This window comes from Cohnella sp. SGD-V74 (genome assembly GCF_003001675.1).
Lineage (GTDB): Bacteria > Bacillota > Bacilli > Paenibacillales > Paenibacillaceae > Cohnella.
The window spans coordinates 109,356-134,195 of sequence record NZ_PVYW01000025.1 but is presented as its reverse complement, the minus strand read 5'-3'; the positions used below and the strand labels follow the sequence as shown (position 1 = coordinate 134,195).

The 24,840-nt window shown below is 54.6% G+C and carries 27 protein-coding genes and 2 tRNA genes; 22 read left to right on the top strand and 7 right to left on the bottom strand.

Features of this window, described 5'->3' with window-relative positions:
• Positions 1 to 17: 17 nt before the first annotated feature.
• Together B0G52_RS29960 and B0G52_RS29955 are read left to right on the top strand one after the other, a co-directional pair.
• Positions 18 to 905, top strand: a complete 888-nt coding sequence (locus B0G52_RS29960) for a carbohydrate ABC transporter permease (RefSeq protein ID WP_094050097.1) — start codon at positions 18 to 20, stop codon at positions 903 to 905.
• Positions 902 to 1,732, top strand: a complete 831-nt coding sequence (locus tag B0G52_RS29955; RefSeq protein WP_094050096.1) for a carbohydrate ABC transporter permease — start codon at positions 902 to 904, stop codon at positions 1,730 to 1,732. The genes B0G52_RS29960 and B0G52_RS29955 overlap by 4 nt, the downstream gene beginning before the upstream one ends.
• A 157-nt stretch (positions 1,733 to 1,889) precedes the next feature.
• On the opposite strand, the gene B0G52_RS29950 is transcribed toward B0G52_RS29955, so the two are convergent.
• The gene (locus B0G52_RS29950) at positions 1,890 to 2,765 is read right to left on the bottom strand and encodes an aldose epimerase family protein (protein WP_094050095.1); all 876 of its coding nucleotides are present in this window, start codon (positions 2,763 to 2,765) and stop codon (positions 1,890 to 1,892) included.
• Positions 2,766 to 2,939: 174 nt separating this feature from the next.
• Here B0G52_RS29950 and B0G52_RS29945 point away from each other — a divergent pair, with 174 nt between their 5' ends.
• Positions 2,940 to 3,791, top strand: coding sequence for a MurR/RpiR family transcriptional regulator (locus B0G52_RS29945; protein ID WP_094050094.1), 852 nt, complete (start codon positions 2,940 to 2,942; stop codon positions 3,789 to 3,791).
• 217 nt (positions 3,792 to 4,008) lie between these two features.
• On the top strand, positions 4,009 to 5,178 hold the full coding sequence (locus B0G52_RS29940) for a phosphodiester glycosidase family protein (RefSeq protein ID WP_233163193.1): 1,170 nt from the start codon (positions 4,009 to 4,011) through the stop codon (positions 5,176 to 5,178).
• Positions 5,179 to 5,421: 243 nt separating this feature from the next.
• Here B0G52_RS29940 and B0G52_RS29935 read toward each other — a convergent pair whose 3' ends face one another.
• From B0G52_RS29935 to B0G52_RS29920, 4 genes are all read right to left on the bottom strand, one after another.
• On the bottom strand, positions 5,422 to 6,030 hold the full coding sequence (locus tag B0G52_RS29935) for a DUF3298 and DUF4163 domain-containing protein (RefSeq protein ID WP_094050093.1): 609 nt from the start codon (positions 6,028 to 6,030) through the stop codon (positions 5,422 to 5,424).
• A gap of 34 nt (positions 6,031 to 6,064) precedes the next feature.
• A complete protein-coding gene (locus tag B0G52_RS29930) occupies positions 6,065 to 8,032 on the bottom strand; it encodes a sensor histidine kinase (RefSeq protein WP_094050092.1) in 1,968 nt (655 codons plus the stop codon).
• Positions 8,029 to 9,996 carry a sensor histidine kinase gene (locus B0G52_RS29925; RefSeq protein WP_094050091.1) on the bottom strand — a complete coding sequence of 656 codons (1,968 nt, stop codon included), beginning with the start codon at positions 9,994 to 9,996 and terminating at the stop codon, positions 8,029 to 8,031. The genes B0G52_RS29930 and B0G52_RS29925 overlap by 4 nt, the downstream gene beginning before the upstream one ends.
• Before the next feature lie 78 nt (positions 9,997 to 10,074).
• Positions 10,075 to 10,740 carry a response regulator transcription factor gene (locus B0G52_RS29920; RefSeq protein WP_094050090.1) on the bottom strand — a complete coding sequence of 222 codons (666 nt, stop codon included), beginning with the start codon at positions 10,738 to 10,740 and terminating at the stop codon, positions 10,075 to 10,077.
• 191 nt (positions 10,741 to 10,931) lie between these two features.
• On the opposite strand from B0G52_RS29920, the gene B0G52_RS29915 reads away from it, so the two are divergent.
• The 5 genes from B0G52_RS29915 (at position 10,932) to B0G52_RS29895 (ending at position 14,318) form a co-directional block, all read left to right on the top strand.
• The gene (locus tag B0G52_RS29915) at positions 10,932 to 12,077 is read left to right on the top strand and encodes an HD-GYP domain-containing protein (RefSeq protein ID WP_158223945.1); all 1,146 of its coding nucleotides are present in this window, start codon (positions 10,932 to 10,934) and stop codon (positions 12,075 to 12,077) included.
• A 73-nt stretch (positions 12,078 to 12,150) separates the two neighbouring features.
• A tRNA-Thr gene (locus B0G52_RS29910) sits at positions 12,151 to 12,226 on the top strand.
• A 150-nt stretch (positions 12,227 to 12,376) separates the two neighbouring features.
• Positions 12,377 to 13,249, top strand: coding sequence for a glycoside hydrolase family 25 protein (locus B0G52_RS29905; RefSeq protein ID WP_158223944.1), 873 nt, complete (start codon positions 12,377 to 12,379; stop codon positions 13,247 to 13,249).
• A gap of 86 nt (positions 13,250 to 13,335) precedes the next feature.
• Positions 13,336 to 13,411, top strand: a tRNA-Thr gene (locus B0G52_RS29900).
• A 202-nt stretch (positions 13,412 to 13,613) separates the two neighbouring features.
• Positions 13,614 to 14,318, top strand: coding sequence for a DcrB/PsbP domain-containing protein (locus B0G52_RS29895; protein ID WP_094050087.1), 705 nt, complete (start codon positions 13,614 to 13,616; stop codon positions 14,316 to 14,318).
• A 25-nt stretch (positions 14,319 to 14,343) separates the two neighbouring features.
• Here B0G52_RS29895 and B0G52_RS29890 read toward each other — a convergent pair whose 3' ends face one another.
• Both B0G52_RS29890 and B0G52_RS29885 read right to left on the bottom strand, forming a co-directional pair.
• Positions 14,344 to 14,889 carry an ImmA/IrrE family metallo-endopeptidase gene (locus B0G52_RS29890; RefSeq protein ID WP_094050086.1) on the bottom strand — a complete coding sequence of 182 codons (546 nt, stop codon included), beginning with the start codon at positions 14,887 to 14,889 and terminating at the stop codon, positions 14,344 to 14,346.
• 81 nt (positions 14,890 to 14,970) lie between these two features.
• Entirely contained in the window at positions 14,971 to 15,369 is a 399-nt protein-coding gene (locus B0G52_RS29885; RefSeq protein WP_094050085.1) for a helix-turn-helix domain-containing protein, read from the bottom strand.
• Positions 15,370 to 15,626: 257 nt separating this feature from the next.
• Here B0G52_RS29885 and B0G52_RS29880 point away from each other — a divergent pair, with 257 nt between their 5' ends.
• The 13 genes from B0G52_RS29880 (at position 15,627) to B0G52_RS29825 (ending at position 24,834) form a co-directional block, all read left to right on the top strand.
• Entirely contained in the window at positions 15,627 to 16,193 is a 567-nt protein-coding gene (locus tag B0G52_RS29880; RefSeq protein WP_094050084.1) for a sigma factor-like helix-turn-helix DNA-binding protein, read from the top strand.
• 108 nt (positions 16,194 to 16,301) lie between these two features.
• Complete coding sequence (locus B0G52_RS29875; protein ID WP_094050083.1) at positions 16,302 to 17,147, top strand: hypothetical protein; 846 nt, start codon at positions 16,302 to 16,304, stop codon at positions 17,145 to 17,147.
• Positions 17,148 to 17,161: 14 nt separating this feature from the next.
• Entirely contained in the window at positions 17,162 to 17,347 is a 186-nt protein-coding gene (locus tag B0G52_RS29870) for a YqzN/YkzM domain-containing protein (RefSeq protein WP_094050109.1), read from the top strand.
• 1 nt (position 17,348) lies between these two features.
• Complete coding sequence (locus B0G52_RS29865; protein ID WP_094050082.1) at positions 17,349 to 18,797, top strand: phage tail sheath family protein; 1,449 nt, start codon at positions 17,349 to 17,351, stop codon at positions 18,795 to 18,797.
• Positions 18,798 to 18,812: 15 nt separating this feature from the next.
• The gene (locus B0G52_RS29860) at positions 18,813 to 19,220 is read left to right on the top strand and encodes a phage tail tube protein (RefSeq protein WP_094050081.1); all 408 of its coding nucleotides are present in this window, start codon (positions 18,813 to 18,815) and stop codon (positions 19,218 to 19,220) included.
• A gap of 19 nt (positions 19,221 to 19,239) precedes the next feature.
• A complete protein-coding gene (locus tag B0G52_RS29855) occupies positions 19,240 to 19,644 on the top strand; it encodes a phage tail assembly chaperone (RefSeq protein WP_094050080.1) in 405 nt (134 codons plus the stop codon).
• A gap of 23 nt (positions 19,645 to 19,667) precedes the next feature.
• Positions 19,668 to 19,811, top strand: a complete 144-nt coding sequence (locus B0G52_RS36010; protein WP_198960756.1) for a hypothetical protein — start codon at positions 19,668 to 19,670, stop codon at positions 19,809 to 19,811.
• Positions 19,812 to 19,815: 4 nt separating this feature from the next.
• On the top strand, positions 19,816 to 21,213 hold the full coding sequence (locus B0G52_RS29850; RefSeq protein WP_094050079.1) for a hypothetical protein: 1,398 nt from the start codon (positions 19,816 to 19,818) through the stop codon (positions 21,211 to 21,213).
• Between the two features lie 21 nt (positions 21,214 to 21,234).
• On the top strand, positions 21,235 to 21,906 hold the full coding sequence (locus B0G52_RS29845) for a LysM peptidoglycan-binding domain-containing protein (RefSeq protein ID WP_094050078.1): 672 nt from the start codon (positions 21,235 to 21,237) through the stop codon (positions 21,904 to 21,906).
• Positions 21,903 to 22,868: an XkdQ/YqbQ family protein gene (locus tag B0G52_RS29840; protein ID WP_094050077.1), complete on the top strand. Its 966-nt coding sequence runs from the start codon at positions 21,903 to 21,905 to the stop codon at positions 22,866 to 22,868. The genes B0G52_RS29845 and B0G52_RS29840 overlap by 4 nt, the downstream gene beginning before the upstream one ends.
• Complete coding sequence (locus tag B0G52_RS29835; protein ID WP_094050076.1) at positions 22,861 to 23,280, top strand: hypothetical protein; 420 nt, start codon at positions 22,861 to 22,863, stop codon at positions 23,278 to 23,280. Before B0G52_RS29840 ends, B0G52_RS29835 begins: the two co-directional genes overlap by 8 nt.
• Positions 23,273 to 23,722 carry a DUF2634 domain-containing protein gene (locus B0G52_RS29830; protein WP_094050075.1) on the top strand — a complete coding sequence of 150 codons (450 nt, stop codon included), beginning with the start codon at positions 23,273 to 23,275 and terminating at the stop codon, positions 23,720 to 23,722. The genes B0G52_RS29835 and B0G52_RS29830 overlap by 8 nt, the downstream gene beginning before the upstream one ends.
• Positions 23,722 to 24,834 (top strand): baseplate J/gp47 family protein, encoded by a 1,113-nt coding sequence (locus tag B0G52_RS29825; RefSeq protein ID WP_094050074.1) that lies wholly within the window; start codon positions 23,722 to 23,724, stop codon positions 24,832 to 24,834. The genes B0G52_RS29830 and B0G52_RS29825 overlap by 1 nt, the downstream gene beginning before the upstream one ends.
• The last annotated feature ends 6 nt before the right edge of the window (positions 24,835 to 24,840 follow it).

The window sequence follows — 24,840 nt, the reverse complement described above, 5'->3', positions numbered from 1 at the left end:
CGGGATAGGAGGCGCGCATGCGAAGAGGACTTTGGTACGGGCTGCTGTTCACGGCGCCGGCTATACTCGGTTTTATCATTTTCACCTTGGGTCCGATGATCGCGAGCTTGGCGCTCAGCCTAACGGACTATAACGTATTTAAGGAGCAAACCTCCTTCATTGGCTTCGATAACTACACGAGGCTGTTCTCGGGCGAGGACGATTTGTTCTATAAGTCGCTTGGCGTCACGTTTTATTTCGTTGCTCTTCGGGTGCCTGCCGTCATTATCATTTCTTTTGCCGTTGCATTGCTGCTTAACATGAACGTGAAGGGGAGGGCGATGTTTCGGACGATTATCTATCTCCCGAGCATCGTACCGGCGGTGGCCTCGGCCATGATCTGGATGTGGCTGATGAATCCGGATTTGGGCTTGTTGAATTCGCTGCTGGGCTGGTTTAATCTGCCGGGAAGCAACTGGCTTTATGCGGAAGGCAGCGTTATTCCGTCCGTCGTGCTGACTACGCTGTGGGGAATCGGCAGTACCGTCATTATTTTCCTCGCCGGACTGTCCGGCATCCCGCATTCGTATTACGAGGCGATTGACGTAGATGGCGGGGGCTGGTACAGCAAGCTGCGCCACATTACGATACCGATGGTTACGCCTACTTTGTTTTTCAATACGATTATGACGATTATTGGCTCCTTCCAGGTGTTCAATGAAGCGTATATTTTAACTCAGGGCGGACCGAATAACCGAAGTCTGTTCTACGTGTTCTACTTGTGGAGGAGCGGTTTCAGGGATACCGAGATGGGGTATGCCTCCGCTTTGGCGTGGATCTTGTTCATCATTATTATGGCGTTCACGTACATCGTTTTTAAAACCTCCAAGTCTTGGGTGCATTACGAAGGGGGGGAGCGCCCGTGAGACAATCGAAGCTTGCGCTTGGCGCAGGATATGCGGCCCTGATCCTGATCTCGATCCTGTTTATTATTCCGTTCGTCTGGCTCCTGCGCAGCTCGCTGATGAATTTGTCGCAAATCTTCACGATGCCGCCGGAATGGATTCCGGCGCCGTTTCAGTGGGATAATTTTCGCAGGGCGCTTACGGTGCTTCCGTTCGATGTCTTCTTTACGAATACGATGATCATCGTGGTGAGCGTTCTGGTTGGGACGGTGGCGACGAGCAGCATTGCCGCATTCGGATTCTCACGGATTAGGTGGAAGGGCAGGGATACGGTGTTCGCCATTCTGATGACGAGCATGATGCTGCCGTTCGCGGTAACGATGATTCCAAGCTTTCTCGGCTGGAAAATGCTCGGCTTCTACGATACGTTCTATCCGCTGATCGTGCCCGCGTATTTCGGAGGGGGAATCTTTAATATTTTTCTGCTTAGACAGTTCTATTTAACGATTCCGCGAGATTTCGACGAAGCGGCGGTCGTGGACGGGGCCAGCTATTTTCAGATATACTGGAAAATTATTTTTCCGCTCAGCCGTTCGGCTCTCATTGTCGTCGCTCTGTTCAGCTTCCTGGGCTCCTGGAACGATTTCATGGGACCGCTCATTTATTTGAAGAGCGACAAGCTGTTCACACTGGCTCTGGGACTGCAGATGTTCCAAGGCTCCTATACCGCGCAATGGGATTTGCTCATGGCGGCTTCGGCGGCGGTCGTACTGCCCTGCGTGATTGTGTTCCTGATCGGACAGCGTTACTTCCTGGAGGGCATTACGCTGACAGGGCTGAAAGGGTAGAGGAGCGGGAGAAAGGGTTGCTGTACTACGTCGGATGGGGCGCTGCAACGTTGTGCGAACGATCGACGAGAATGGTCGGCTATGAAAAAGCGCAAGCCCGGGGAGGTGCCCCGGGCTTGCGCTTTTGTGCGCTTAGACTTGTCTGGATGTGCGGCGGTTACCCTTCCAGAGAGAAGTTCAGGGCAAGCTCGAGCGTTTCCCCCGGGGCTACCGTCAGCAATCCTTGCTTGCTGTTAAGCGCTTCGTTCAGCGCCGTCCACGGCTCCACGCATACGAACGGCTTGCCTTCCACCGACCACAGCACGACGTAGCGGAACTGCTCGCTGTAGCTTAAGCGAACTTGGCGGCCCTGCGCCAGCGGGAAGGAAATCTCCGGTTTGCCCGCGTCCAGCAAGGCCGCCGATTCCACCATGCCCTCCAGCTTCAAGTAACCGTCGAACGGCTTCTCCTGCATGTCGTTGTAATCCAGTATGCGAGTGGCGTCCGTGCCGTAGGTGAGGTTTTTGCTTTCGGTGGCGAAATACGGGTGGAAGCCGGCGACCATCGGCAGCGGTTCATCCGATAGGTTGCGGTACTGCTGCTCGATCGAGAGAATGCCGTCCTTCAGACGATAAGTGAATCTCAGCTCGAACTCGAACGGATAGGCGGCCAGAGTTTCCGCATTGCTGCGCAGGGACAACGTAATGAACGCCGAGCCCGATGTGCCGGTCTCCACGACTTCCCATGCGGCAGTCCGCGCCACTCCGTGGTTTTTCATCCGGTAGGTCGTGCCGTTCCATTCGTATTCCCCGTTCACAAGCTGGCCGGCGATTGGGAACAGCACGGGATTGCCTCCCCGGATATTCGCCTGCGGATTCAGGAACGTCTCCCGGTCCAAGTAAAACAGCTCTTGTCCGTGCAGTCGGCAGCTTGTCGCGATTCCCCCGCGCTCGGGGCAGACGACGAAGGACGAATCGGTGCTTTCTTCCCTCAACTCGTACAGCGGGAAGCCGTCGGTATAGGTGCGGATCGTATAATTTTCGTGGGCGCTCAAGGTTCGTTCCTCCTGGATCTTCGCGATTGTCCACTCCATTATACCTTACAATTCAGGGAGGCGTATGCGCTCGTAAAGGTATTTTGGCGTTATTTTGTTCGAGGTATTGCCATTACGGGGATGAAAAGCTAGAATGGGCCTCAGATGCGGTCGGCAGAGGGTGAGGGGGATAATATGCTTAAAGGTTTGCTTGTCAGCATAGAAGGCGCATACGATACGCTGCCGTCCATGGAGCAGCGAGTGGCCCGTTATATTCTGGATCACCCCAAGGACATTATCGACATGTCCGTTCAGAAGCTGGCCAACGAGACGAAGGTGAGCCAGGCGACGATTGTCCGGATGGCTCGCTCGCTGCGGTGCAACGGCTTCAAGGAGCTAAAGCTGCGGATCGCGGCGGATCTGGCCTTGTCGGGCGAGGTCGGGGACGATTACCAGCTTTTCCGCGTCGAAGGCGACACGGAGGAGTTGATCAAATTCGTATCGCACAACAACGCCAAGTCGATCAAGGATTCGGTGAGCGTGCTGTCCAAGGACTCGGTTGAAGAGGCGATTCGGCGTCTTGCCGCCGCAAGAAAGATCGGCGTATTCGGCATCGGGGCATCGTCGGTCGTGGCCGAGGATTTCAAGATCAAGGTGATGCGGCTCAACAAATGGTGCGAGGTCGGATACAGCGAGGACATGCAGGCGATCATCGCTTCGGGCTTGACCGAGGAGGATGCGGTGCTCGGCATTTCGTACACGGGCCATAACGAAGGGGTGCTGCATGCATTTCAGGTGGCGAAGGAGCGAGGAGCCGTGCTCATCTCGCTGACTCAGTTCGGCAGCAATCCGATCGCCGAATTGGCCGACATTCCTCTGTTCACGAGCAATTTGGAGAAGCACTATCGGCTTGGAGCGATGGCGTCGCGGATCGCGCAGCTTAACGTCATCGATATTTTGTACGTGGGCCTGGTCACGCAGAACTACGAGGAGAACATACGGGCGCTGGAAAGGACGAAGCTGGCGGTCAAACAGCCTAAGCTATAGCCGTCTGTCGTCTGCAAGGCAGAGGAAGGACCGGCTGCGGCATCCGCGTTCGAGCGAGCGGGAATAGCAGGCTCCTCCGCGATAAGGAACAACTCGATAGAAACTGTTCGTTCTGGCCGCTCACGCGGCTTTTTTTGTTGCGTAAGCAACAACCTCGCTTCGAGTCTCGTATAAAGGAGGTACAATATATAGAGAGAGCATAGGAGCGTGGACGTCCATGCAGCCATTACCGCCGAGATCATCCAAGGCGTCTTCGTTATCCGCAAGCGGCAACGGCGTGAAGACGGCCGCGCCGAGCGGTGCCAGAAAGACGGTAAGAAGAAAGCGGTCGTTGTTGTGGAGCTTATACAAATTCGTTTTTGTCACGGGGTGCTTGTCCGTTGTTCTGTTCGCGGCCTGGTTCTATCTCACTCCTTCGGGCAATACGTATCGCTATATGCTGGCCGACTCGCTCATCACGACTCAGCATAGGGAATGGGCGAAATACATTATCGGCGAGAAGGCGCTTCGGGAGCGAGTCGCCCGGTATGCGCAGCAGTTCGAAGAGATGGGCGAGGAGCGCGACACGCATACGATTCCGGCAGCGGAAGGGGAGCAGGCGCCGGAGGGACAGGTGCCCGAGGAACTGATCTCCGTGAAAGAGGTTGACGGGGAAGGGTTTCACGGTTATCTGCTGACGGTGCGCGATCCGAAAAAAGTGCGGCTTGTCGTACCGGGCAAAACGGGACGGGGCGAGAAAGTGTCCAGCATGGTGAAACGGACGGGCGCGCTTGCGGGGGTGAACGCGGGAGGCTTCGCCGATCCGAACTGGAGAGGCAACGGTTTTAAGCCGATCGGACTCGTCATCAGTCAGGGTAAGATCTACTACAACGGTCTGGGCAGCGCGAAGAGCGTGCAGATCGTCGGCATCGACAAGGACGGCAAGATGCTTGCCGGCAAATATTCGATCGACGAGCTGATGAAGCTGGGCATCTCCGAAGCGGTCAGCTTCTCGCCGAGAATCATCGTGAACGGCAAAGGGCTGATTCCGAATCGCTCGCAAGGATGGGGAGTCGCGCCGCGCACCGTCATGGGGCAGCGCGAGGACGGCGCAATTCTGTTCCTGCTCATCGACGGGAGGCAGCCGGGATACAGCATCGGCGCCACGCTGTACGATGCGCAGGAAATTCTGCTGGAGCATGGCGCGGTCATCGCGGCCAATCTGGACGGCGGCTCTTCGACGGTGCTCGTTAACGAGAGCGGAGAGATCGTTAACAAGCCTTCCTCCTCGTCCGGGGAGAGATACTTGCCGACTGCCTTCCTCGTATTCGAGCATCCGGAAACGGTAGACGTGCCGAACATCTGGGCGGGACTGAAGCCTTCCGAGATCGATGCGGGCAAATGGTAGGCTGAAAAAAAGGGGTTGTCTCACAAGTAAGGGCGTACAAGATTATCGATGAAAAAAGAAGGGCATCTATCTCCTGGAGACTGCCTCATACGGTCCTGAAACTACCTTATCTCGGGTTTACCCATTCAGGTTTCAGGATCGTATAGCATCGGAAGGAGATAGATGCACCTGGCACCATTCATCGATAATCGTTTAGTACGCCTCATTTTACTTATGAGACAGCCGCTTTCTTCTCCGTTCCTGTCAATACATCATCATGCCGAGAGGTCCGTCTTCGTCGATGATGTCCTGGATCTCGAACACCGAGATCGGGAAGTAGGGAAATCCCCAAGCGTAAGGGACGAGATCGTACAGTTGAAAATAAATGACCAGGGATTTGTCGGCGATATAGAACTCCTGGTCGTCGCTGATCCCGGGGTAGGGACCGAGCAGAGGCATATCCCGCGACTTGATCTGCGCTTCGATAATTTTGTTCAAGCGGGCTTTGTAGTCGGTTCCCGGCTTGAACAGCTCGCCGAGCTTGTAGCTGCGGCCGGTGTCGGCGTCGAACGTAAGCGACCGCTGCAGCGTGTTGCCGTGGGCGCCGCCCGTAAAAACGTAGTTCAGAAGAGAAAGGCTGAGCACGCCTCGCTCGTTCGTCTTGATCTCGTAAGTGCCGTCCATCTGCTGGATGTCGTCGCTGGGAAAACCCTGGTCCTTCATGAGCCGCTGCGTCGCTTCCGCAATCGCGTCGTTCATCTTCTCCTGCGCCGCGAGCGACGTTCCGCTGCTTACGTAGGGCACGTTGACCTTGACGTTCTTCGCGGTGAACGTTCGCGTCCGGATCGGCAGCATTAACGTCTGTCCGTTCATCTGCATTCCCCCTTGCCTGCATGGGCTATTGTCATCATCCCAGTCTATGCAGGTCGAAGGAATCGTGTGATACGAGAGGCAGAGTCAGCTTAAGCGCGAAGCCCAAGGGAGCTGCCTCGCTCGTCAGGCTTCCGCCTATTCGTACGGCCCGCTCCGCGATCGTCTGCAGGCCGAATTCCAGATCCGCGGCTGAAGGGGGAGAAGCGTCGAGGTGGACAAACCGGAGGTTCATCCATCCCGCGCCCGTATTCACGGAGAGCCTGAAGCTGCAGGGGCGGCCCCGATTCATTTTCACCCCGAGATCGATTCCTTGCTGAAGCGTCTGGAATACGACCCGTTTCTGCAAAGTGTCCAAGGCGTCAGGGAGAGAATCGGGATCGTATTCGACGACGCAGCCGCGGAATTGCTCGGCATCCCGGAACAGGGCTCCGATCGAGCCGACCAGATCGTAGTAGGAGTCGTCCTCCCGCAGAATGCGCACGGATCGGCGTATATCCTCCAGTCCTGTGCGGATAAGGCTTTGCGCCGATTCAAGCTTCTCCTCCGCCAGGAGGCGGTCGCGTTCGATCAAGCGCTTGGCCGCTTCAAGCTGCACGATTGTGGCGCTGAGCGTCTGTCCTACCGTATGGTGAATGCTGCCGGTAATCCGGTGTCTTTCCTCCAGCTTCATCGCCTCCGCCAACGCCTCCGCATTTTCCCGAATAGACGCCCCCAGGTTTTCATGAGCCAATTCCAGTTGTTCCTTGCGCTCCCTTAGCTGTGCCGTTCGCATCTGGACGGCTTGTTCCAGCGACCGGTTGAATTCGGTCAATTGCCGGTTCATGGCCGTGTAGCGCTGGACGATGACGCGAATCAGGCAGACGACGAACGCGAACAGTCCCCAGAAGAGCAGATCGACCGGCAGCTCGAACATCCAGCGCAGCAGGGCATTCACTTCGCGCGGGAAGAACGTGTGCAGAGCGACTCGGTACATATGCGTGCCGGTAATCGTGACCAGGGACAGGAAGCCGGCCAGAATCCAGACGGACTCCACGTCTTGCTTGGCGCGGTAGGCGGTTCTCATCGTCCAATAGGCCAGCAATAAGATGACCAGGAACAGCGGAGCGAACGCGACGACGGCCTGGACGTAGGCGGAGAAGCTGAATAGCGCGCCGGCAATCGTCAACGCGGAATAGACCAGCAGCAGCCTGCGGAAGAAGCGGAGCATGCGTCCGTAAATATCCGGATACAAATGCGACAGAGCGCCAATGAATGCATAGGCCCCTATCGGCATGCAGGCATCCTGGAAGTGGCCGGGAATCGGGCTGTTCCATAGGACCATGAACAGATGGTTGCACACGAGGGCTCCGAACCCGCCGGTAAAGGACAGGAGAGAGAAGTAAAGATACAGCGCGTCGCGCTGGCTCGCGTACAGTCCCAATCCGATCAAGCTGCAGAAGAGAAGAAGGGAGCCCAACACCAGGTTGTCGATATCGTAGCGGAACATCGCGTCGAGCAGATCGGCTTTGTTGCCGAGCTCCATCCGGCTATCGATCGGAAAATGCTTGGAGTACTGGACGAGCATGTAGATCTCGTCGGATAGAGGAGCGGACAACGGAATGAACTTCCAGTTGAACCCGTTCTTCGTCCGTTTGTCGGCGGCCGTCTGCGCGTATTCGTAATGGACGGTCCCTCGGTCATACACCTTCATGCTGGAGAAATTGCGAATCTGAAGATGCGGGTCGTCCAGCTTCGCGGCCGGCAACGGTATTTTAAGCCAATACGCTTGTTCGGCCCGTATCTCCTTCGTGTTGTAGCTCTGCCAGCCGGACTCGGGAGGCCGCGGATCGTCGAAGGAGGGAGCGGGGACCATTTGCCAGTCTTTGCCCCTCAGAGAGAAGATCAGCTCGTTATCCCGCTGGAAGGCGGACAAGGCGAAGCCGAAGCCGATCAGCAGAACGATCAAAATCGCTAACGCGCGATACAAGGGAAATCGGCTTCCCCAGAAGCTTGCGCTGCTCATGCCTGCCTCGCTCCTTTCCCGGTATCCTCCGAAGACGGGCAGGGCAGCGACAAGGTCAGCACGCAGCCCGGGTCGCCCGGCTCGATGACCATTTCTCCACCGAGATCGGCAATTCTCTCGGACATTGCCCTTAAGCCGAATCCGTATTCGGAAGGAAGGTAGGTTCTTCCGTCGCTGGCCAAACGGAAATAAAGCCGGGTATCGTCGGCAGTCAGCTCGAAATCGAACCGTCGGCTGTCGCCATGCCTCAAGCCGTTGGTCAAGCCTTCCTGCAGCGCTTGGAAGATCACTCTCTTGTGCAGCGTCGAGAGGCTGTCCGGCAGCTCGGAAATCCGGCTGTCGATAACGGCTCCCGTCGATCCGGCGGTCTCCTCGATCAGCAGCCGGATCGCGGCGGCCAGATCGTAACGGGTAGAGTCGTCCCGGAGCAGGCGGACGGAGTCGCGGACTTCTTCGAAGCCCCTTCTGACCAATTGCTGCGAAGCGTCCAGCTTGGAGAGAGCCAGCTCCGGGTCGCGGGGAAGCAGCCGTTTGGCGGCTTCCAATTGAACAAGCGTCGCCGTCAAGGAATGGCCGATCGTGTCGTGGATCGCTCCGGTCAGCCGATGACGTTCCTCCAGAACGATGGAGGAGGCGATCGACTCGGCCGTGTCTCTCATCGTGCCGGACAGCCGGACGTTCGCTTCGCGAAGCTGCTCTTCCCTCTCCTGCAGCTCTGCGGTGCGGGTCTGGACGCTGGTCTCCAAAGCTTGGTTAAACTGCTTCAGCCGAACGTTCATCTGCCCGAAACGGTATAGGATTACGCGCACCAGACAGATTAAGAACAGGAGCAGGGCAATGGACAGAAAGTCGTACTCCAGCACGTTCAAGAACGGCAAGCTTTCGCGAAGCTTCGTGAAGAACACCGCCAAATAAGTGCGCACTACATAGAAAAGCGCGGTGGAGGTCACGATGAAGAAGCCGGCCATCATCCAGATCGATTCCGGGCCTTGTCTTTGCTGATAAGCTCTCCATAGAGCGTGGAACAGGTAACCCGTCGTAACCAGGAACATGGCAAGCATAGGATAGCTGAGCAGCCACCCGAACCACTCGACGTCCAGAACGACGGCGCTCGCGAGCGAGAGCAGCGAGAAGCCCAGAATGATTCGACTGATTCCTCGAAGCGATCCGGTAAGCTTCTTGTCGAGCACTTCGATGATGATGCCCAGAAAGCCGAACACCCCGAGAGGGAAAATGCCGAAGTCCAGATAGCTCAGCCACGGCTGATCCCAGAACAGCTGAAGCAGATAGGTCCGGGCAATCGCCGCGTAACAGCCGCATAGCGCCATCAGCGCGAAGTAGAGATGGAGTCGTTCCCGGCGAATGGCGTACAGGCCCATGGCCAAGCATGCGCTGAACAGGAAGAGCGCGAACAAGACGAATGCATATGTTTCTTTGCGAATCAGGGAGGATACGAAATCCCCGTAGGAAACCTGTCGGATGAACAACGGAAGCCGATCGAGCTTCCGGTCGTCGAGCAGCATATAAATCTCGGAGGGAACCGGCGCGGATAGCGGAACGAGGTTCCAATGATACAGGAGGTTTAATCTATGGTTATGGTCTTTCGGATCGTAGGCGTAGAGCAGCTCTCTGCCGTCGTATACGGAGAGGGAGACCGCGTTGAGAACGAATAAACGGGGGTCTCGGGTGTCGGTCGGGTCGAGAGGTACGCGAAGCCAATAAAAGGAGGAATTCGACGGATGCCCGGGCTTGTCCGAATAAGGAAGCCAGCCGCTCGAAGGAGGCGCGGAATCCTGGACCGAAGCGGGAGTCCAACTCCAAGCGTTCTGGGGCAGTCCGGGGGAATTGAAGCCGCGCCCCATAACGACCAAACCCCATGCCAAAAGGACATGAAGGCCGATCAAAACCGCCAATATGCGCAACAACGGCAGATGATTGCGAACGCCGCTTCCAACCAACTTCATTCCTCCAACGGGCGCGCCCCGGCTTGCGACGCTGTTATCATTGTACCTGCGGTGAACGAAGCGGCCTAGTGACGGCGGTCATATAATAGTCATGTCTTTTAACCAGATGACGGCTTGCGTTCTGTCGTTCGTGCCTATCTTGTCGTAGATGGCGCTGATGTAATTTTTGACGGTGCCTTCGCTCATGAAGAGCAATTGGGCGATCTCCTTGTTTGTGCGGCCCTCCACCATCAAAGCGATGATGCTCATCTCGCGATTGGTGAATTTCAGATCGGCGGTGCGTCCGCGCGAGCGAGCAGCGGGAGCCTTGCCGGCTGCGGGCGAGGGCGAAGCCAGTCGGGCGGCCAGCTTGACGGCGATCGCCGAGGGGAGCATGATTTCTCCTTGCGCCGCATCGCGGATCGCTTGCAGCAGCTTCTCGGTCGGAATGTCTTTCAGCAGAAAACCGACCGCTCCGCCTGCCAGAGCTTCGATAATATATTCGTCTTCGTCGAATGTCGTCAGTACGAGCACTTTCGTATGCGGGGATTCGGCGCGCAGCTTCTTGACCGCTTCGATCCCGCTCATGACCGGCATGCGGATGTCCATCAGGACCAGATCCGGATCGTGGACGCCGACAAGCCGGCAAGCCTCTTCGCCGTTCTCGGCGGTGGCGATGACCTCTATGTCGTCCTCCAACTGGAGAATCGTTTGCAGGCCGTCTCTCATCAACGCTTGATCGTCGGCAATCAATACTTTGAGCATGCGTACTTTCTCCCCTTTCTTTTCCATTATAGTGCATCGCGCGAATTTGAACAGACGCAACTCTTCCTGAACCGCATACATGACGGAAACGGTGACAGGGGTCACTGGTCATATGACGCGAGGGTTCGATACGATTAGGCCATGAAACGGGGATGCGAGGCCCCTTGCAAGCAAAAAAGGGAGTGGAAAGCATGATCATCATGCATACGAGTCAATGCCGTCCGGGAATGAAGCTGGGACGATCGATCTATACGGAACAAGGCCACGTGCTGGCCGGAAGAGGATTCGTACTGACTGAACACGCAATCAAGCGATTGCAGCAGTTAGGGATGCCGTATCTCCATATCGAGGAGCAGGGCACGGAAGATATCGCTCCGGATCAGGCGATTCGCGACGAGACGGTGATCGTCTTGCACGGTGCGCTGACTCACGTGATGGACGAGCTGTTGGGCAGCGAAAAGGAGAAGCTGTCTCCGAACGTCGTTCGTTTCGTGTACGACGCGACGAAGCTGCTGGTGGACGACTTGAAATCTCGCCGCAACGATCTCAGCTTGCCCGTGCATTTGACGACGACGTTGACGGACGGGGATAAGCAGCATTTTCTCGAGCATGCGATGAACGTGGGCGTCTGCGCGACCCGTCTCGGCTTGGAAGAAGGCTTGGATGCCGAGGATCTGCATGCCCTGGCAATCGGCGCGATGCTGCACGACGTCGGCAGACTGCAGCTTCCGGACGGCTTGAAGTCGCGCGTGACGCAGAACGACCAATCCTATATGAAGCACGCGGAGCTCGGCTACAAGCTGCTTCGGGACAGCGGCTTTGCGATTATGGCGGCCCATTGCGCTCTGTTCCATCACGAGAGACTGGACGGCAGCGGCTATCCGTTCGGGCTGGAAGGCAAGAAAATCCACCCGCACCATCAGTGGATCAGCATTTTCGACATGTTCGATACGCTGGTCAACGGACGGGGCAACGGCGTTCCGATGCTGCCGCACGAAGCTCTGGAAGTGCTGTACGGAGGCGCCGGAACCTTGTACGACATGGACAAGGTATGCAGGCTGCGCGACAATATGGCGTTGTTCCCGAGAGGAACGTCGGTGCGTCTCAGTACGGGCGAATTGGGCGTCGTCGCCGCGCTGCACGAAGACATCAAGCAGCGCCCGATCGTCCGCGTCATCCGTTCCTCCGAAGGCGAGCTGCTGACCAAGCCGTACGAGGTCGATCTGAAGCGCCAGCTGCATCTGATGATCAGCGGAGTCGGCAACGAACAATCGACGGGGAACGAGGCTTCGGAGCGGCGTGAAGTGTGCTCGAACAGAACGTTTCATGTCGTCTGATGAAAAACCATAAAAAACCAGCGCAAAATCGCTTGACTTTTGCTCCTGAAATGACTAAGATAATAAAGGATTTGCTGATGTAGCTCAGCTGGTAGAGCAACGCATTCGTAATGCGTAGGTCGGGGGTTCGAATCCCTTCATCAGCACCACTAAATAAATCCTTTAACGGCGCGTCTTCCGAGGCTTTCGGAGGCGCGCTTTTTGCGTTCCGGACCGGACACCGTAAAACCGTCTGTACGAGCGCCGCCTCCGCCATGACGATTCCTGAATAGGATACAAGCATGGAGGAGGGGAGTGGCATGCAGGCGAGGAGCAGTACGAATGTAAAGGGAATCGACGTAAGCCACTGGCAGGGAGCCATTGATTGGTCGAAGGTCGCGACGGACGGCGTCAAATATGTGTTTATCAAGGCCACCGAAGGAGTGTCCGGCGTGGACTCCCGGCTTTGGGCGAACGCGTTGGCTGCGAGCTCGGCGGGCATTAAAGTCGGGTATTACCATTACGCCCGTCCTGAAAACAACAACGACGCGGTCAAGGAGGCGCGGCATTTCGCCTCGACCGTTGCCGGGTACCCTTGTCAATGGCCGCTTGTGCTCGACGTGGAGGGCGAGGCGTCCAAGCTGGGCGCGCGAGCGCTGACTCAGTGGTGCGCGGCGTTTCTGACGGAGCTGGAACGGGCCAGCGGAAGACGCGCAATGATCTACAGCGGAGCAAGCTTCGCCCGGACGTATCTGGGCAAGGAATTGGCGGGTTGGCCGCTCTGGATCGCCCATTACAGCGTCGACAAGCCGATGGACAATTCCACATGGGACAGGTGGGCGATCTTCCAATACTCGGACAAGGGACGAGTGGCGGGAATTGCGGGCAATGTCGATCTGAATGCGATGGAGGCGGAATTTTACGGCCGTTACGCAGAGGAGGATGAGCCGATGACGAAGGAAGAAAGGGAAGCGTTCGAGCAATTGAGCGCCCAGGTTGCGCAGCTTGCCGGGACGGTGGATTCGTTGACGAAGCAGTTGGAATCCGCGACCGCCAAAATTCCCGCACCGAAATGGTTCGTGAGCGAATTCGGCGAGAGCGTTGTGGCGCAGATGAGCGATCCGACCGGCACGATGGAGTTCTGGAGGGCGGTAGCCGTATCGCTTAGAACTATGGGGTACCAAAAGGTTTAAAAAGGAATTTGCGATTATTGCCGATCGCTTGCGTTGCGTGTCGAAAGGTGGTATTATCTTATCTTGTGAGCCAAGAAATCGAATAAGCCGACTTAGCTCAATTGGTAGAGCAACTGACTTGTAATCAGTAGGTTGGGGGTTCAAGTCCTCTAGTCGGCACCATTTTACCAGAATGCATTTTGTCTCCGATTGGGGATAGAGTGCTTTTTTCTTTTTAAACCCATACAATCGAAAAAAGGGGAACATTGTCTAAAGAAACGATGAAATAGGTTTACTTTATAGGGAAAATCCTATATTCTTGTCGAAGGCACTCATAATAGGGAAAATTTACCTTGGTGCTTGCAGAGAGAGGGGATATGGAGAAATGAAGAAACCATCTGCTAAACTGTTGAAAACAACGCTATTTCTGACCGTATTGGCATTGGCGCTGAGCGCCTGCGGCGGCAAAGACGATAAAGGAGGCGCGTCACCGTCGGCATCGCCATCCGCTGCTTCGTCCGCTTCTGCCTCGCCTTCGGAGTCGCCGTCTGCCTCGCCGTCGGCATCTGCATCCGAGAGTCCATCCGCATCGCCATCGGCGGAAGCGAGCGCTTCCGTACAAGCCGTTCCGGCGGGCTATAAATTGTTCGAGGATAAGGTTCACGGAACGACGATTCAATATCCGGAAGATTGGACCTTGAAGGAAGGGATCGCTGGAATCGCGGCATTCCTCGCTCCGCTCGAGGATGCCAATGATACGTTCGCCGAGAATATCAATTTTATCATTGAAGATCTGGGCGGCCAGAGCGTCACTGCCGCGGATTACATTGAGTTTACGAAGGAGCAGCTTAGTACCGGTGCGCTGATTCAGGATTTCGAACTTGTGGAAGAGGGAGTAGATCCGGAAGGATCGGATGCCGCATACCTTGCGTATAGCGGAACAAGCGGAGGTCAGGAACTGGCCTGGATGCAGACGGTTGAGATCATCGACGGCAAAGCGTATATCGTTACCTTTACCGCAACTCCGGACAGCTTCGACAAGTATATCGATCAAGCGGGAGAGATTGCCGACTCGTGGACGTTTAGGTAATAGACCGGTCAGACAGGCGCGGCCCTTAGCGGGCCGCGTTTTTTGCGTACAGTTCGACGTAGGCCTCTTGTTTTATCGCTTCCTCCCACAGAATCGCGGCAAACGTACGTCTTTGAAGCTGTTCCAGCCTTTTGCGGGCCAGCTCGAACGTCACCCCGAAGTGATTCGCGATCGTTTCCGCCGCTTCGTCGACTCTGGCCGGGAGCTTCAGGCGCCGAAGCATGTAGAACGGGATTGCGGCGTACAGCACGAACCGATTCGCCTCGGCCTCCTGGCCTTCGCAGAACAGCCTGGGCATCACGGTCTGGTTGCCCGCGTGCCGAAGCACGTGGCAGAGCTCATGCAGGAAATCTTCCCATTGCGCTTCTCGTCCCAATCTGCGATCTACCAAAATCGATCTCATCCCCATGTAATCGAGCGCCCGGCTCGTATCGTTCATGAAGTGAACCCACACATCCAGCCGCGAGGCAACCTCCTCGACGTTGAGCTGGGAAGGCGTCGCGATCCCCGATTTGATCCACAAATGCTCGACCCACTGCTCGAACGGAGTCGTTCGGTAATAGTTGTACATTGGCTTAAACCTCGACTTTTACGAATGTATGTTCGTACTTATGGTGAAAAGAAAAGCCCGTGCGGGCTGCAGTCCGTTCGCTTACTTCTGCCGGTCTCCGGGCTTGCGGCCCTTCTCCTTCTCCATGATGAATTCCCAGAAGCGTCTCATCTCTTCCTTGCGCTCCTCCGGAGCATTCAAATAATCCTTGAAAAACACGCCGTGCTCCGGATTGTTGATAAACTCCTCGAATGCCGGGTACTCGCGGATATCGGAAGCTCCCACCGCATCCGACGCAGCGTTGTCGATGCGTCCGAGCAAGTAGTCCGCCGTCGTACGGTAATATTCCGCGAAGCGCGCGAGCATCTCAGGGTCCGGCTTGCGGTCGTCCGATTCGTAGCGGGAGAGCTGTACATTGCTGATGCCGAGGCCTCTGGCCGCTTCCAGTTGGGTCTTGCCCAGCTTCTCCCGGCGTTCTCGAAGGCGATTGCCAAGTGTCATCCCGATCTTCCTTCTGCTGTTAAGTTAAATTCAGTATATCATAATTTCCAAAATGGTAAATAGAATGGTTTGCCAAAATGGCAAAATAATTGTTGACATTGCCCTAATGGCAAATTATGATGATCCTATCTCCAAAATAAGAACATAAGTTCGTATTTAAGGGAGAGGGGAATAACGAGAAATTAGTAGGAATTGAAAAGACGAGTTTTTTTCTTTGTAGTTTGCCAAAATGGCAAAATCATAAAAGGAGTGATTCCATGAAGATCAATCGCATTACGAATCTGGGAGCCGCAACGTTGGAGAGCTACGTCGAGACGAGGCGCGAACTGCTTCGCAAAGCGGACGAACTGACTGTACGCATCGCTCGAATGGAACCTGTCCGCACGCTGGAGGAGATGAACGCGCTGCTGGCGCTCGATAAAGATCGCAGTCTCATTATGGAGATGATCGCCAGTTGCTCCTATGTAATCGAATGGCTGGAGACGGGAAGAAGGCCGGGGAGTCGGCGCGGCATCGAGCGGCGGGCGGGCTACCAGCGCGAGGTGCCGACCGATCCGCTCAATCTGCCTTCCTCTTCCTTATGGGAGGCTGCCGAGCCGGAACAGCCGGCCGACGAGGCCGGCCGATTTCGCCTCGAAGCCGCCTTCCGCGGACTGACCGAGCGCGAGCGAAGCTGCTACACGCTGGCCCACGGTGAATGCTTCTCCTTCGCGGAGATCGCCGCCATGCTGAACATCAGCAAATCCAGCGTCGGCACCTACATGGTCCGCGCTCAGCGCAAAGTCGACGGCAACGTTGGCAGCATCCATATTCTCGTCGGCTAGACGGTTTGTCGTACGGTTGCCACTTAAGGGTGAGAGGAACATTTTGAAAGACCAGGAGGTTGAAAACATGGCCATGATCTCATCTTTCTACAGCCGTGAGGCGCTCCCATGAGAGCCGGCATTCGAGAGAGGCTGAGTCAGCAGATTTCATCCATCGGCGGGCGCATCTTCGAGGCCCACGAATCGGCATCGACCTTGGACAAGCCTTACATTCTTCTCATCCAAGGGACGGAGTCGACGGATACCGATTGGACGGGGATCACGACTTTGTTCGAATGCTGGCCCAGCGCAGCGCAGCAGTCGGATTTTTCCGAAGTGGACGAACTGTCCGATCTGATCGTCGAGGCACTCGACGGACAAGCTCTCGTCGATCCCGATTCGTTAGTCGAGTTCACGTGCCGTTACGAAGGCACAGTCGGTCCAGACAAGGCCGATGCGGACCGCGAAGTCATTACGAGGGGACTTCGTTTCTCCGTGATCGGGGCTCGAACCGCTCAGGAGACGGTGCAGGACGATTGGCTGGATGCGATCTGCGATTGGACGCTCGATACATTGGGGGATTCCGATTGGCAAGCTTACAGCGGCAGATGGCCGGCGAACTACGAACGCCCTTCCATCCTCTGGAGATGGGAAGGCATCGAGACGGTCGCGGGCTCCAGAGCCTCAACGATCGAGGTCCGCAAAAAGGCGATCGGACATGTGGTCGGACGAACGGTGAACGAGCAGACGATGACGGCCGCCGCGCTTGCGCAAAGCTTGAGCGAAGCTGTGAAAATTCCGCTCAGCCTGCCGGAACGGCGGTACCTGACCGTGCTGACGCCAAGCGTCGATCTGGCACGGGACGCGATGACAGAGGGACAGATTCTTGTCACCTTCTCGCGTAAAATCGAACGTTATGCCGAGCAAGGCCCGCTGATGCGGGAAGTAAATTTTCAACCGAATCCAAATTCATGAACGAGGTGGAACGGATGGCCAACAAGAAAGCGCCCGAGGCGGCATACGCCCGGGATGAACTCATTCAACATGCGGACGAACTGTTCCGTGTCAGGCCCGAGGCCGTAGCCGGGGCGCTGCACTCTGCAGGCAAGAACGAATTTACCGTCGACGAGGCCAAACGCCTGGTCGGCCAATTTCTGAAAGGGAAGGTGTTGTAAGATGGCGGGAGGAACTTGGAGCACGACGGACAAACCAGTATTGCCGGGATTTTATATGACATTTCGGGCAGCGGCGACGGCCGCGATTCAACCGGGAGCAAGAGGAACGGCGATTGTCCCGGTAAGAGCGCATTGGGGCCCGGTTAACGGATTCGTGGAAATTGCCAGCGAAGCCGAAGCGGCGAACGCGTTCACGAGATCGGAAGCGGACGGAGCAACTGCATACCGCGCGATTCGATTGGCTCTGCTCGGCGGGGCGAAGAAGGTTATCGCCTATCGCCTGGCGGCAAGCGGCGCGTCCGCTTCCGAGCTGACTTTGGCCGATACGGCCGGAACTCCGGCGAGCGTGCTGAAGCTGACGGCGAAGTATCCGGGCGCCCGGGGCAACGGTTTTAAGGCGACGGTTCAAGCCAATGCGGTCGACGCGGCGAAAAAAGACTTGAAGCTGTTCGAAGGCACGACGCTTCTGCGGACGTTTACGTTCGACGGCGATTCGATTCAAGCGGCGGCGGACGCCATTAACAGCGATTCGGGCAACCTGTGGATTTCAGCCGAGAAATTGGCCGAGGGCAGCGGCGTACTCGCCAACGTATCCGGCGTTTCTCTGAGCGGTGGGGATTCCGGAATTTCCGGCCTGGCGAATGCGGACTATCTGGACGCGCTGGCCGCTTTCGAGACGCAGGAATTTAACGTGATCGCTCTGGACGGCGTGTCCGACGCTTCTCTTCATGCCAGCGTGTCGGCTTGGGTTAGCCGTCTGCGCAACGAAGGCAAAGGTGTAATCGCCGTCCTCGGCGGCTCTGCTGCGGACGATACGGCGGCCGACGCGGTCGCGAAAGCCATTGCTCGCAGCGCTGCGCTGAATCACGAAGGCATCGTTAACGTCGCGACGGGGGCGAAGCTTGGAGACGCGGTCTACAGCTCCGCTCAAGTAGCCGCTTATGTCGCCGGCCTGATCGCAGGCCAAGGACTGAGCCAGTCTGTCACGTATGCTCCGTCTCCGTTCGAGGACGTGACGCGTCGCTGGACAAGGGCGGAACAGGAGCAGGCGGTTCGCGGCGGGGTTTTCCTGCTCGTACATGACGGTCGTCTCGTTAAAGCGCTTCGGGGAATCAACAGCCTCGTCACGCTGCGCGAAGGCCAGAACAATCCGTGGAAAAAAATCCGCACGATCCGCGTGATGGACAGCATTAACTCCGATCTGCAGCGGACGGCCGAGGATTCTTATATCGGTAAGGTGAACAACTCGGAGGAAGGCCGACTGGCCTTGATCAGCGCCTGCAAGCAATACATGCAATCTCTCGCCCAAGCGGGCGTCATCGAAGCCGAAGGCTACGACGTATACGTCGATCCGGAATTCACGCCGGAGCCGGACCAGGTTTTCCTGAAATGGGAAGCTCGTCTGACGGACGTTATGGAACAAATTTTCAGCACGTTTATCGTGCGATAAGGGGGAACGAGGAACATGATGGATCCGACAAGAGCGATTCTCGGGACGTACGGGCAAGTGTTTATCGACGGGGTGTGGCAGACGAATATCAACAAGCTGGAAGCCTCCGTCGAGGTGGAGAAGCGGGAGCTGAAGCTGGCGGGCATGGAATGGACCGTTCACAAGCTCGGCACGAAGAAGGGCACAGGCACGATGAGCGGTTACAAGGTGACCAGCGATATGATCAGCCGCGGTTTTGCCAAGTTCAACATCATCAACAAGCTGTCCGATCCGGAGGCTTACGGCTTCGAGCGCATCGAACTGCTCAATTGCGTGCCGGACAAAATCCAGTTGGCGAACTGGACGGCCGGCGAGGAAGTCGCGGAAGAGACGGCGTTCACCTTCGAAGGGTATCGTCTGCTCGATCCGATCGTAGCGGGTTAAGAAAAGGAGGAACGAAAACATGTCTTTGGAACAATTGACCGATGAACAGATTTTGCAGCGGCTGCTTGGCGCCGACACGCTCCCCGAGCGCACCGTCCGCCTGGAGCGGCTGGACATTCCGGTGAAGCTGCGCGGTTTGACCGGCAAGCAGGTATTTAGCATCCGCGAACGCTGCACGGAGCGCAAAGAGCGGCGTGGTCAGACGACTACACATTTGGATGAAGAAATGTTCAACGTGTCGCTTATTGCTGCTTCGACCGTGAGTCCAAACTGGGGTAACCCTCAACTTCTATCCAAGTTTTCGGCCAGCAGCGCTGAAGAAGTGATCAAGCGTATTTTATTGGCGGGCGAACTTTCCGCTCTGGGCGATGTCGTGCTTGATCTATCCGGCTTTAATACAGAACTGGAAGACGTAAAAAACTAATCCGATCCGGGGCGCTCGCCGGCATGATTCATGCGTTGTGGGTTCGCCACCACCTGCGCCCCGGAGAGTTCTGGAACCTGCCTCGCGGCGAGCAGTTGTTCCTGATGGCTAGTATGGAGCTGGAGTGGGAATCGGAAAGCAAAATGTCGGCGGGGAAAGGAAGGTGAGGATGTGGCTGGAAATCGACAAGAAGTGGCGATTAATGCTGATGGATTAGCTCACACAGAGCAGACATTTAAGACTATCGACAACTATTTGGAGAGGCTTCAAAGGCGGACGGAGAAGTTGGGACGTATACGAGCTAATCCTGTTCCACGATTAACGGAAAGAGTAATACCACAGACCGAGAGGATAGCAAAAAATCTGTATAGATTAAATGGGCAAGTTGCGACTCTTTCTTTAGGTGCAGTGTCGGAGAATGTACTTTCTGAGAATCCTAAGCGATCTGACTTTAATCCTATTGCGATGATTTCAAGTAACGGACTGAAAGACCAGTTCTTTCAAGAGAAAAGCCAATTTTTCGACAATGAACATCCGGATAGTTCCAATTCACTTGATGTTGATTGGGGAAATATCAAGAATTTTTCATCTATGGCTAAAAATGTAATGGATAAATATTTATATGCAGAAGCGATAATTGATGATTTAGAGATCTTGCGTAATTGGCGTAATGTCGGGGGGAGGGAAACTAGGTTTGACTTAGCATTAAATAGTGGGCAATTTAATGGATTATCAAAGTTTATTAAAGGTATCACAAAATTTGCAAAGCCTTTAGAAGTCGGTACGCGGACTATGGAAGTCTTCGATGCACCACCGGAAGACCGGACCGGCAAGCTTTATGAAGAAATAGGAGGACTTGCGGGATATTTATTGTTTGGTTCTGTAGGAGGAATCCTGGGAGCATTGGGAGTACCGCTAGTTGGATCTGCAATTGGGGCGTATTACTTTAGTGGGGTTGGAGATAAACTTGGACGCGAAGCTGGAAGGTATGTCTACTCGGGAGGGATGATAGATGACATTGCGAAAAAAACAGAAATTCAGATCGATATTAACAAGCATTTTTTTAATAGTTTAGGCGATACATTCGGCGATATTCCCAGAGTAACGATTGATGACATTGCGAAGAAAACAGAAATTCAGACTGATATTAACAAGAATTTTTTTAATAATGTAGGCGATAAATTCAATGATGTTTTAAGTGATGTAGGCGGTAAATTCAATAGCATTATGAGCGATATTAAGAAAATTCCTCAAGATGTGACTAATTTTATTGAAGAGTTACCTTATCAACTTTATGGGAATTATTATCCTGGATTTCCAGGATCCAATTTTAAATTGAATTCATACCCCACAGGTGAATCAAAAGCTCAACCATTGTTGAATCAAAAACCTGACATTTCGGGGTCAACTGTTTCAAATGCAATTTATGTGACGGTACCTCCAGGTACCGTGCAACTTTCGTTTCAAGGCACAGAGATTAATTATGATGAATTATCGATCAATGTCGGCCACAAAATTGCACTGGCTGTAAAGCAAGCCATGACAAATAAGTCCGCAGTGTTAGCCTAATTCGAAAGAAGGTGATAAAGCATGGACTTTACTATTCGCGATCCTATCGATGGAGATTTTATTTTTCCGGTGAATCCCGAAGAGGTGCGAATTCGACGGGAAAGACAGTTTGAGACGGCAACGATTTTGTCGTTGGGAGAAATCGATCTTACTCAAGGGGAGAAGGTTAAGGAAATTGCCTTCTCTTCTTTTTTTCCCAAACTGCACGATAGCAGCTATTGCCGATGCCAAATGAATCCTGGAGGCGAAGAAGGGGAGTCGGATCTAAAAAAGCAGTTTGACCCCACAAAGCATCCGAATCCGCAGGTTGCAATGAACCGATTAACCTCGCTCCTGATGAGGAAAACGCCTATTCGATTAATAATTTCTGGGACAATTATTAATACACCAGCCTTTGTTACCGCACACGATTCGACGTTTAAGGGCGGAGAGGATGGCGATGTCTATTTTGACATTACGTTTCGTACCTACCGAGGAATTAAAGTTGGGAATAGATCCAAAATACCTGATCGACCTGACACGAAACCGGTGCCTAAAGTATATGTGGTTAGATCTGGAGACACGTTGACCGCAATCGCTAAGCGAGAACTTGGAAGCAGTTCGAAATGGCTGGACATCTATAATGCCAACAAGAAGGTGATCGGGCGTAACCCTGACTTGATCAGACCTGGTCAGAAGCTGGTGATGCCATGAGTTATGAGGTTGTACTTGCCAATAAGTATGATTTGAGTGAGTTAGTCGAGAGTCTGTCGTTGGAAGAGTCGCTGAATGAGATTGCTTACTGCGTCAACATTAAATTAGTCGTTACACCTGATATGCCGTTTATTACTCCAGGGCAGGAAATTCGTATCGCAGGTATACCTTTTGGTAGAGCGAAAAAAGAAAATCTATTGAATCCTGCCGTTGTATGGGATTGCCACAGTTCCAATACAGGTCGCAAGCACCTTAATATTACCGCTTACGAGAAAACGATCTATCTCGCAAAATCAGAGGACGAGCGTCTCATGCCAGGAAATCAAACGGCGACCGAACGGATTAAGCAATATGCTATGTCATGGGGAATCCCGGTCGGCAATATTGTGGATACCCGGGAGAAACTTGCTCGCAACATCAAGCGCAGCCAGACGATTTTATCGATGATTATGGAAGATTTGAAGGAAACAGTCGATAAGGGTGGCGCAATGTACCGGGTAAGAATGACCAGTCGCGGTCTTGAGTTATTCGAAGTTGGTGGCAACTCAGTAATTTGGGAGCTGGGAGCGCTCGAAGAGGTGACTCAAAACCGCACGCTTGAAGGCGCTATTACAAAGGTCAAAGTAATCGGCCCTCAAGAAAGTGAAAACGCGGTAGCTAAGACGCTGGCTGTAATGGAAAAGGATATCGAAAAGTACGGTACGCTGCAAAAGCTGATCATGGACAGCAAGATCGAGACGGTAGAGCAGGCCAGGAAGGTTGCAGCCAAAACGCTGCTCGGCATGCAGGAGACTATGTCGGTCACAGCGCTGGACATCAATACGGTTCGCGCGGGCGATCGCGTTCGCCTGAACAATTCGGAACTTATTGTAACTAAGGTGAGGCATCAATTGGGCAATCCGGGGCGGATGGAACTGGAACTTGCCGCGGAGAGCAAAGTCAGGAGGGATTTTGGTGGCTGACCCGTACAAGAGTTTAGTATCGACGCTGGAAAGCCGCTTCTCCGGCATTGCGGCCCAAATGCTATCCGGAGTGCCCTCGGAGTTGGGAACGTTTACGGGATCGGGCGTGAAACTGGATTCATTCAAATATGAAATACCGGACTATTATATGGCGGAGTGGATGGCAGAATTAGAGATTCCTGCTTTTGCTCTCATCGGCACGATGATTGCCCCGGTGGATGAAGCTGGTAACCCGATAGGGGGCGGTAATCCTTCTCAGCAAACGCGCTTTGATTTTAATGAGACAAAAATAGGCGAAGTGCGGCTGAATTGGTCTGCCGGGATTAAACCTGGAGACCGCGTGCTGGCCGTTCCGGTGAACGGCGGCAAGGATGCCGTAATTGTTTGTAAGGTGGTGAACTCAAATGGCTAATTTATTTCCGACGGAATTGCCGGTAGAAGAATCGATGGAGCAGGCGAAAGAAGAAGTCTTTTTCGGAAGAAGCTGGCGGTTTGACTTCGATGCTGGAGAGTTCATTATGACACCGACTGGTCAGGTTGCAAGCAGTGAGGGTAAAGAGGCGTGGATCGAATGGTGCCGAAAGGCTCTTCTCACCGAGCGTTATAAGCATCTTGTCTACTCAAGGAATTACGGTCAGGAGTTCGAAGAGTTAATTCGTTCCAGCCTGCCGCGGGCTGTCATTGAGATGGAGATTAAACGTATTGCAGTTGAGACCTTGATGAGTGATCCACGAACAGCAAGGGTTGACCGTTTCTCTTGTGAGTGGAGAGGTGAAAGCTGTTATTTCACTTGTGCGATCTCTAACATCCATGACGAAACAGCGGAAATCGAAGGAATGGCGGTGAATGTGTAATGGCGGCGATACCGGAATTTTTACAGGATCAGACGGAAGAGGACATTATGTCGCGGATGCTCGAGCGTGTGCCGGCCGACCTCGACAAGTCGGAAGGCTCTTATATTTGGGACTCTTTGGCCCCTGCGGCTTATCAGTTGTACCGGGCTTCCGAATGGGCGCGCGAGGTGCTGGATCGGGGCTTTGCGAGGACAACGTTCGGGCCGTATTTGAGGATGCGGTGCGAGGAGCATGGTGTGCTGCCCCGACCGGCCGTTGCGGCGACCGGGGCTGTTGAAATGACGGGAACCGCAGGAGCGGTTGTTCCCCTTGGTTCCAGAGTGGCGACTCCGGCCGATGAGATGACGGAGACATCGTCTATCGAGTATGAAACGGTGGAGGCAACTGTTCTGAATAGCCAAGGCGCGGCGATCATTCCGATTCGAGCGGTCGAGCCGGGTACTCGCGGCAACGTTCCGATTGGCGCGGTCAGCCTGCTCGTCCAGCCGATTACGGGCGTAACGGGAATTACGAATACGGCGGCAATTACCGGGGGAGCGGATGAAGAGTCCGATGAATCTCTGCTTGCGCGGTATCTATTGAAGGTACGTCAGCCGGGTACGAGCGGCAATCGGGCGGACTACCAGCAATGGGCCTTGGAGACGCCGGGGGTAAGCCGGGTTCAGGTCGAACCGCTATGGGACGGTCCGGGAACGGTCAGGATCTATGTGCTTGATGACAATAAGAGAGCTCCTAGCCAGACGATCGTGGATGCAGTTCAGCAGCATATTTCTCCCGCCATCGGCCAAGGAGAAGGCAAAGCTCCGATCGGCGCTGCGGTAACGGTAGAGGCGGCGATCGAAGTGCCGCTTAATATAGAAGCCAAGCTGACGCTGGCAAGCGGATCGACTTTGGAACAGGCTCGAGAGGATTTCGAAGCGGGATTGGCGGAGTATTTGGAACAGCTCGCTTTTGTTGACTCTCTCATTCGTTACAACCGGATTTCGGCGATCTTGCTGGATATTCCGCGAATCGTCGATTTCGAAGATTTGAAAGTGAATGGCGGTATTGAAAATATCGATTTATCGCTTGGCGAAGTCGCGGTAATCGGGACGGTGAGCTTAATTGAGTAACTATGC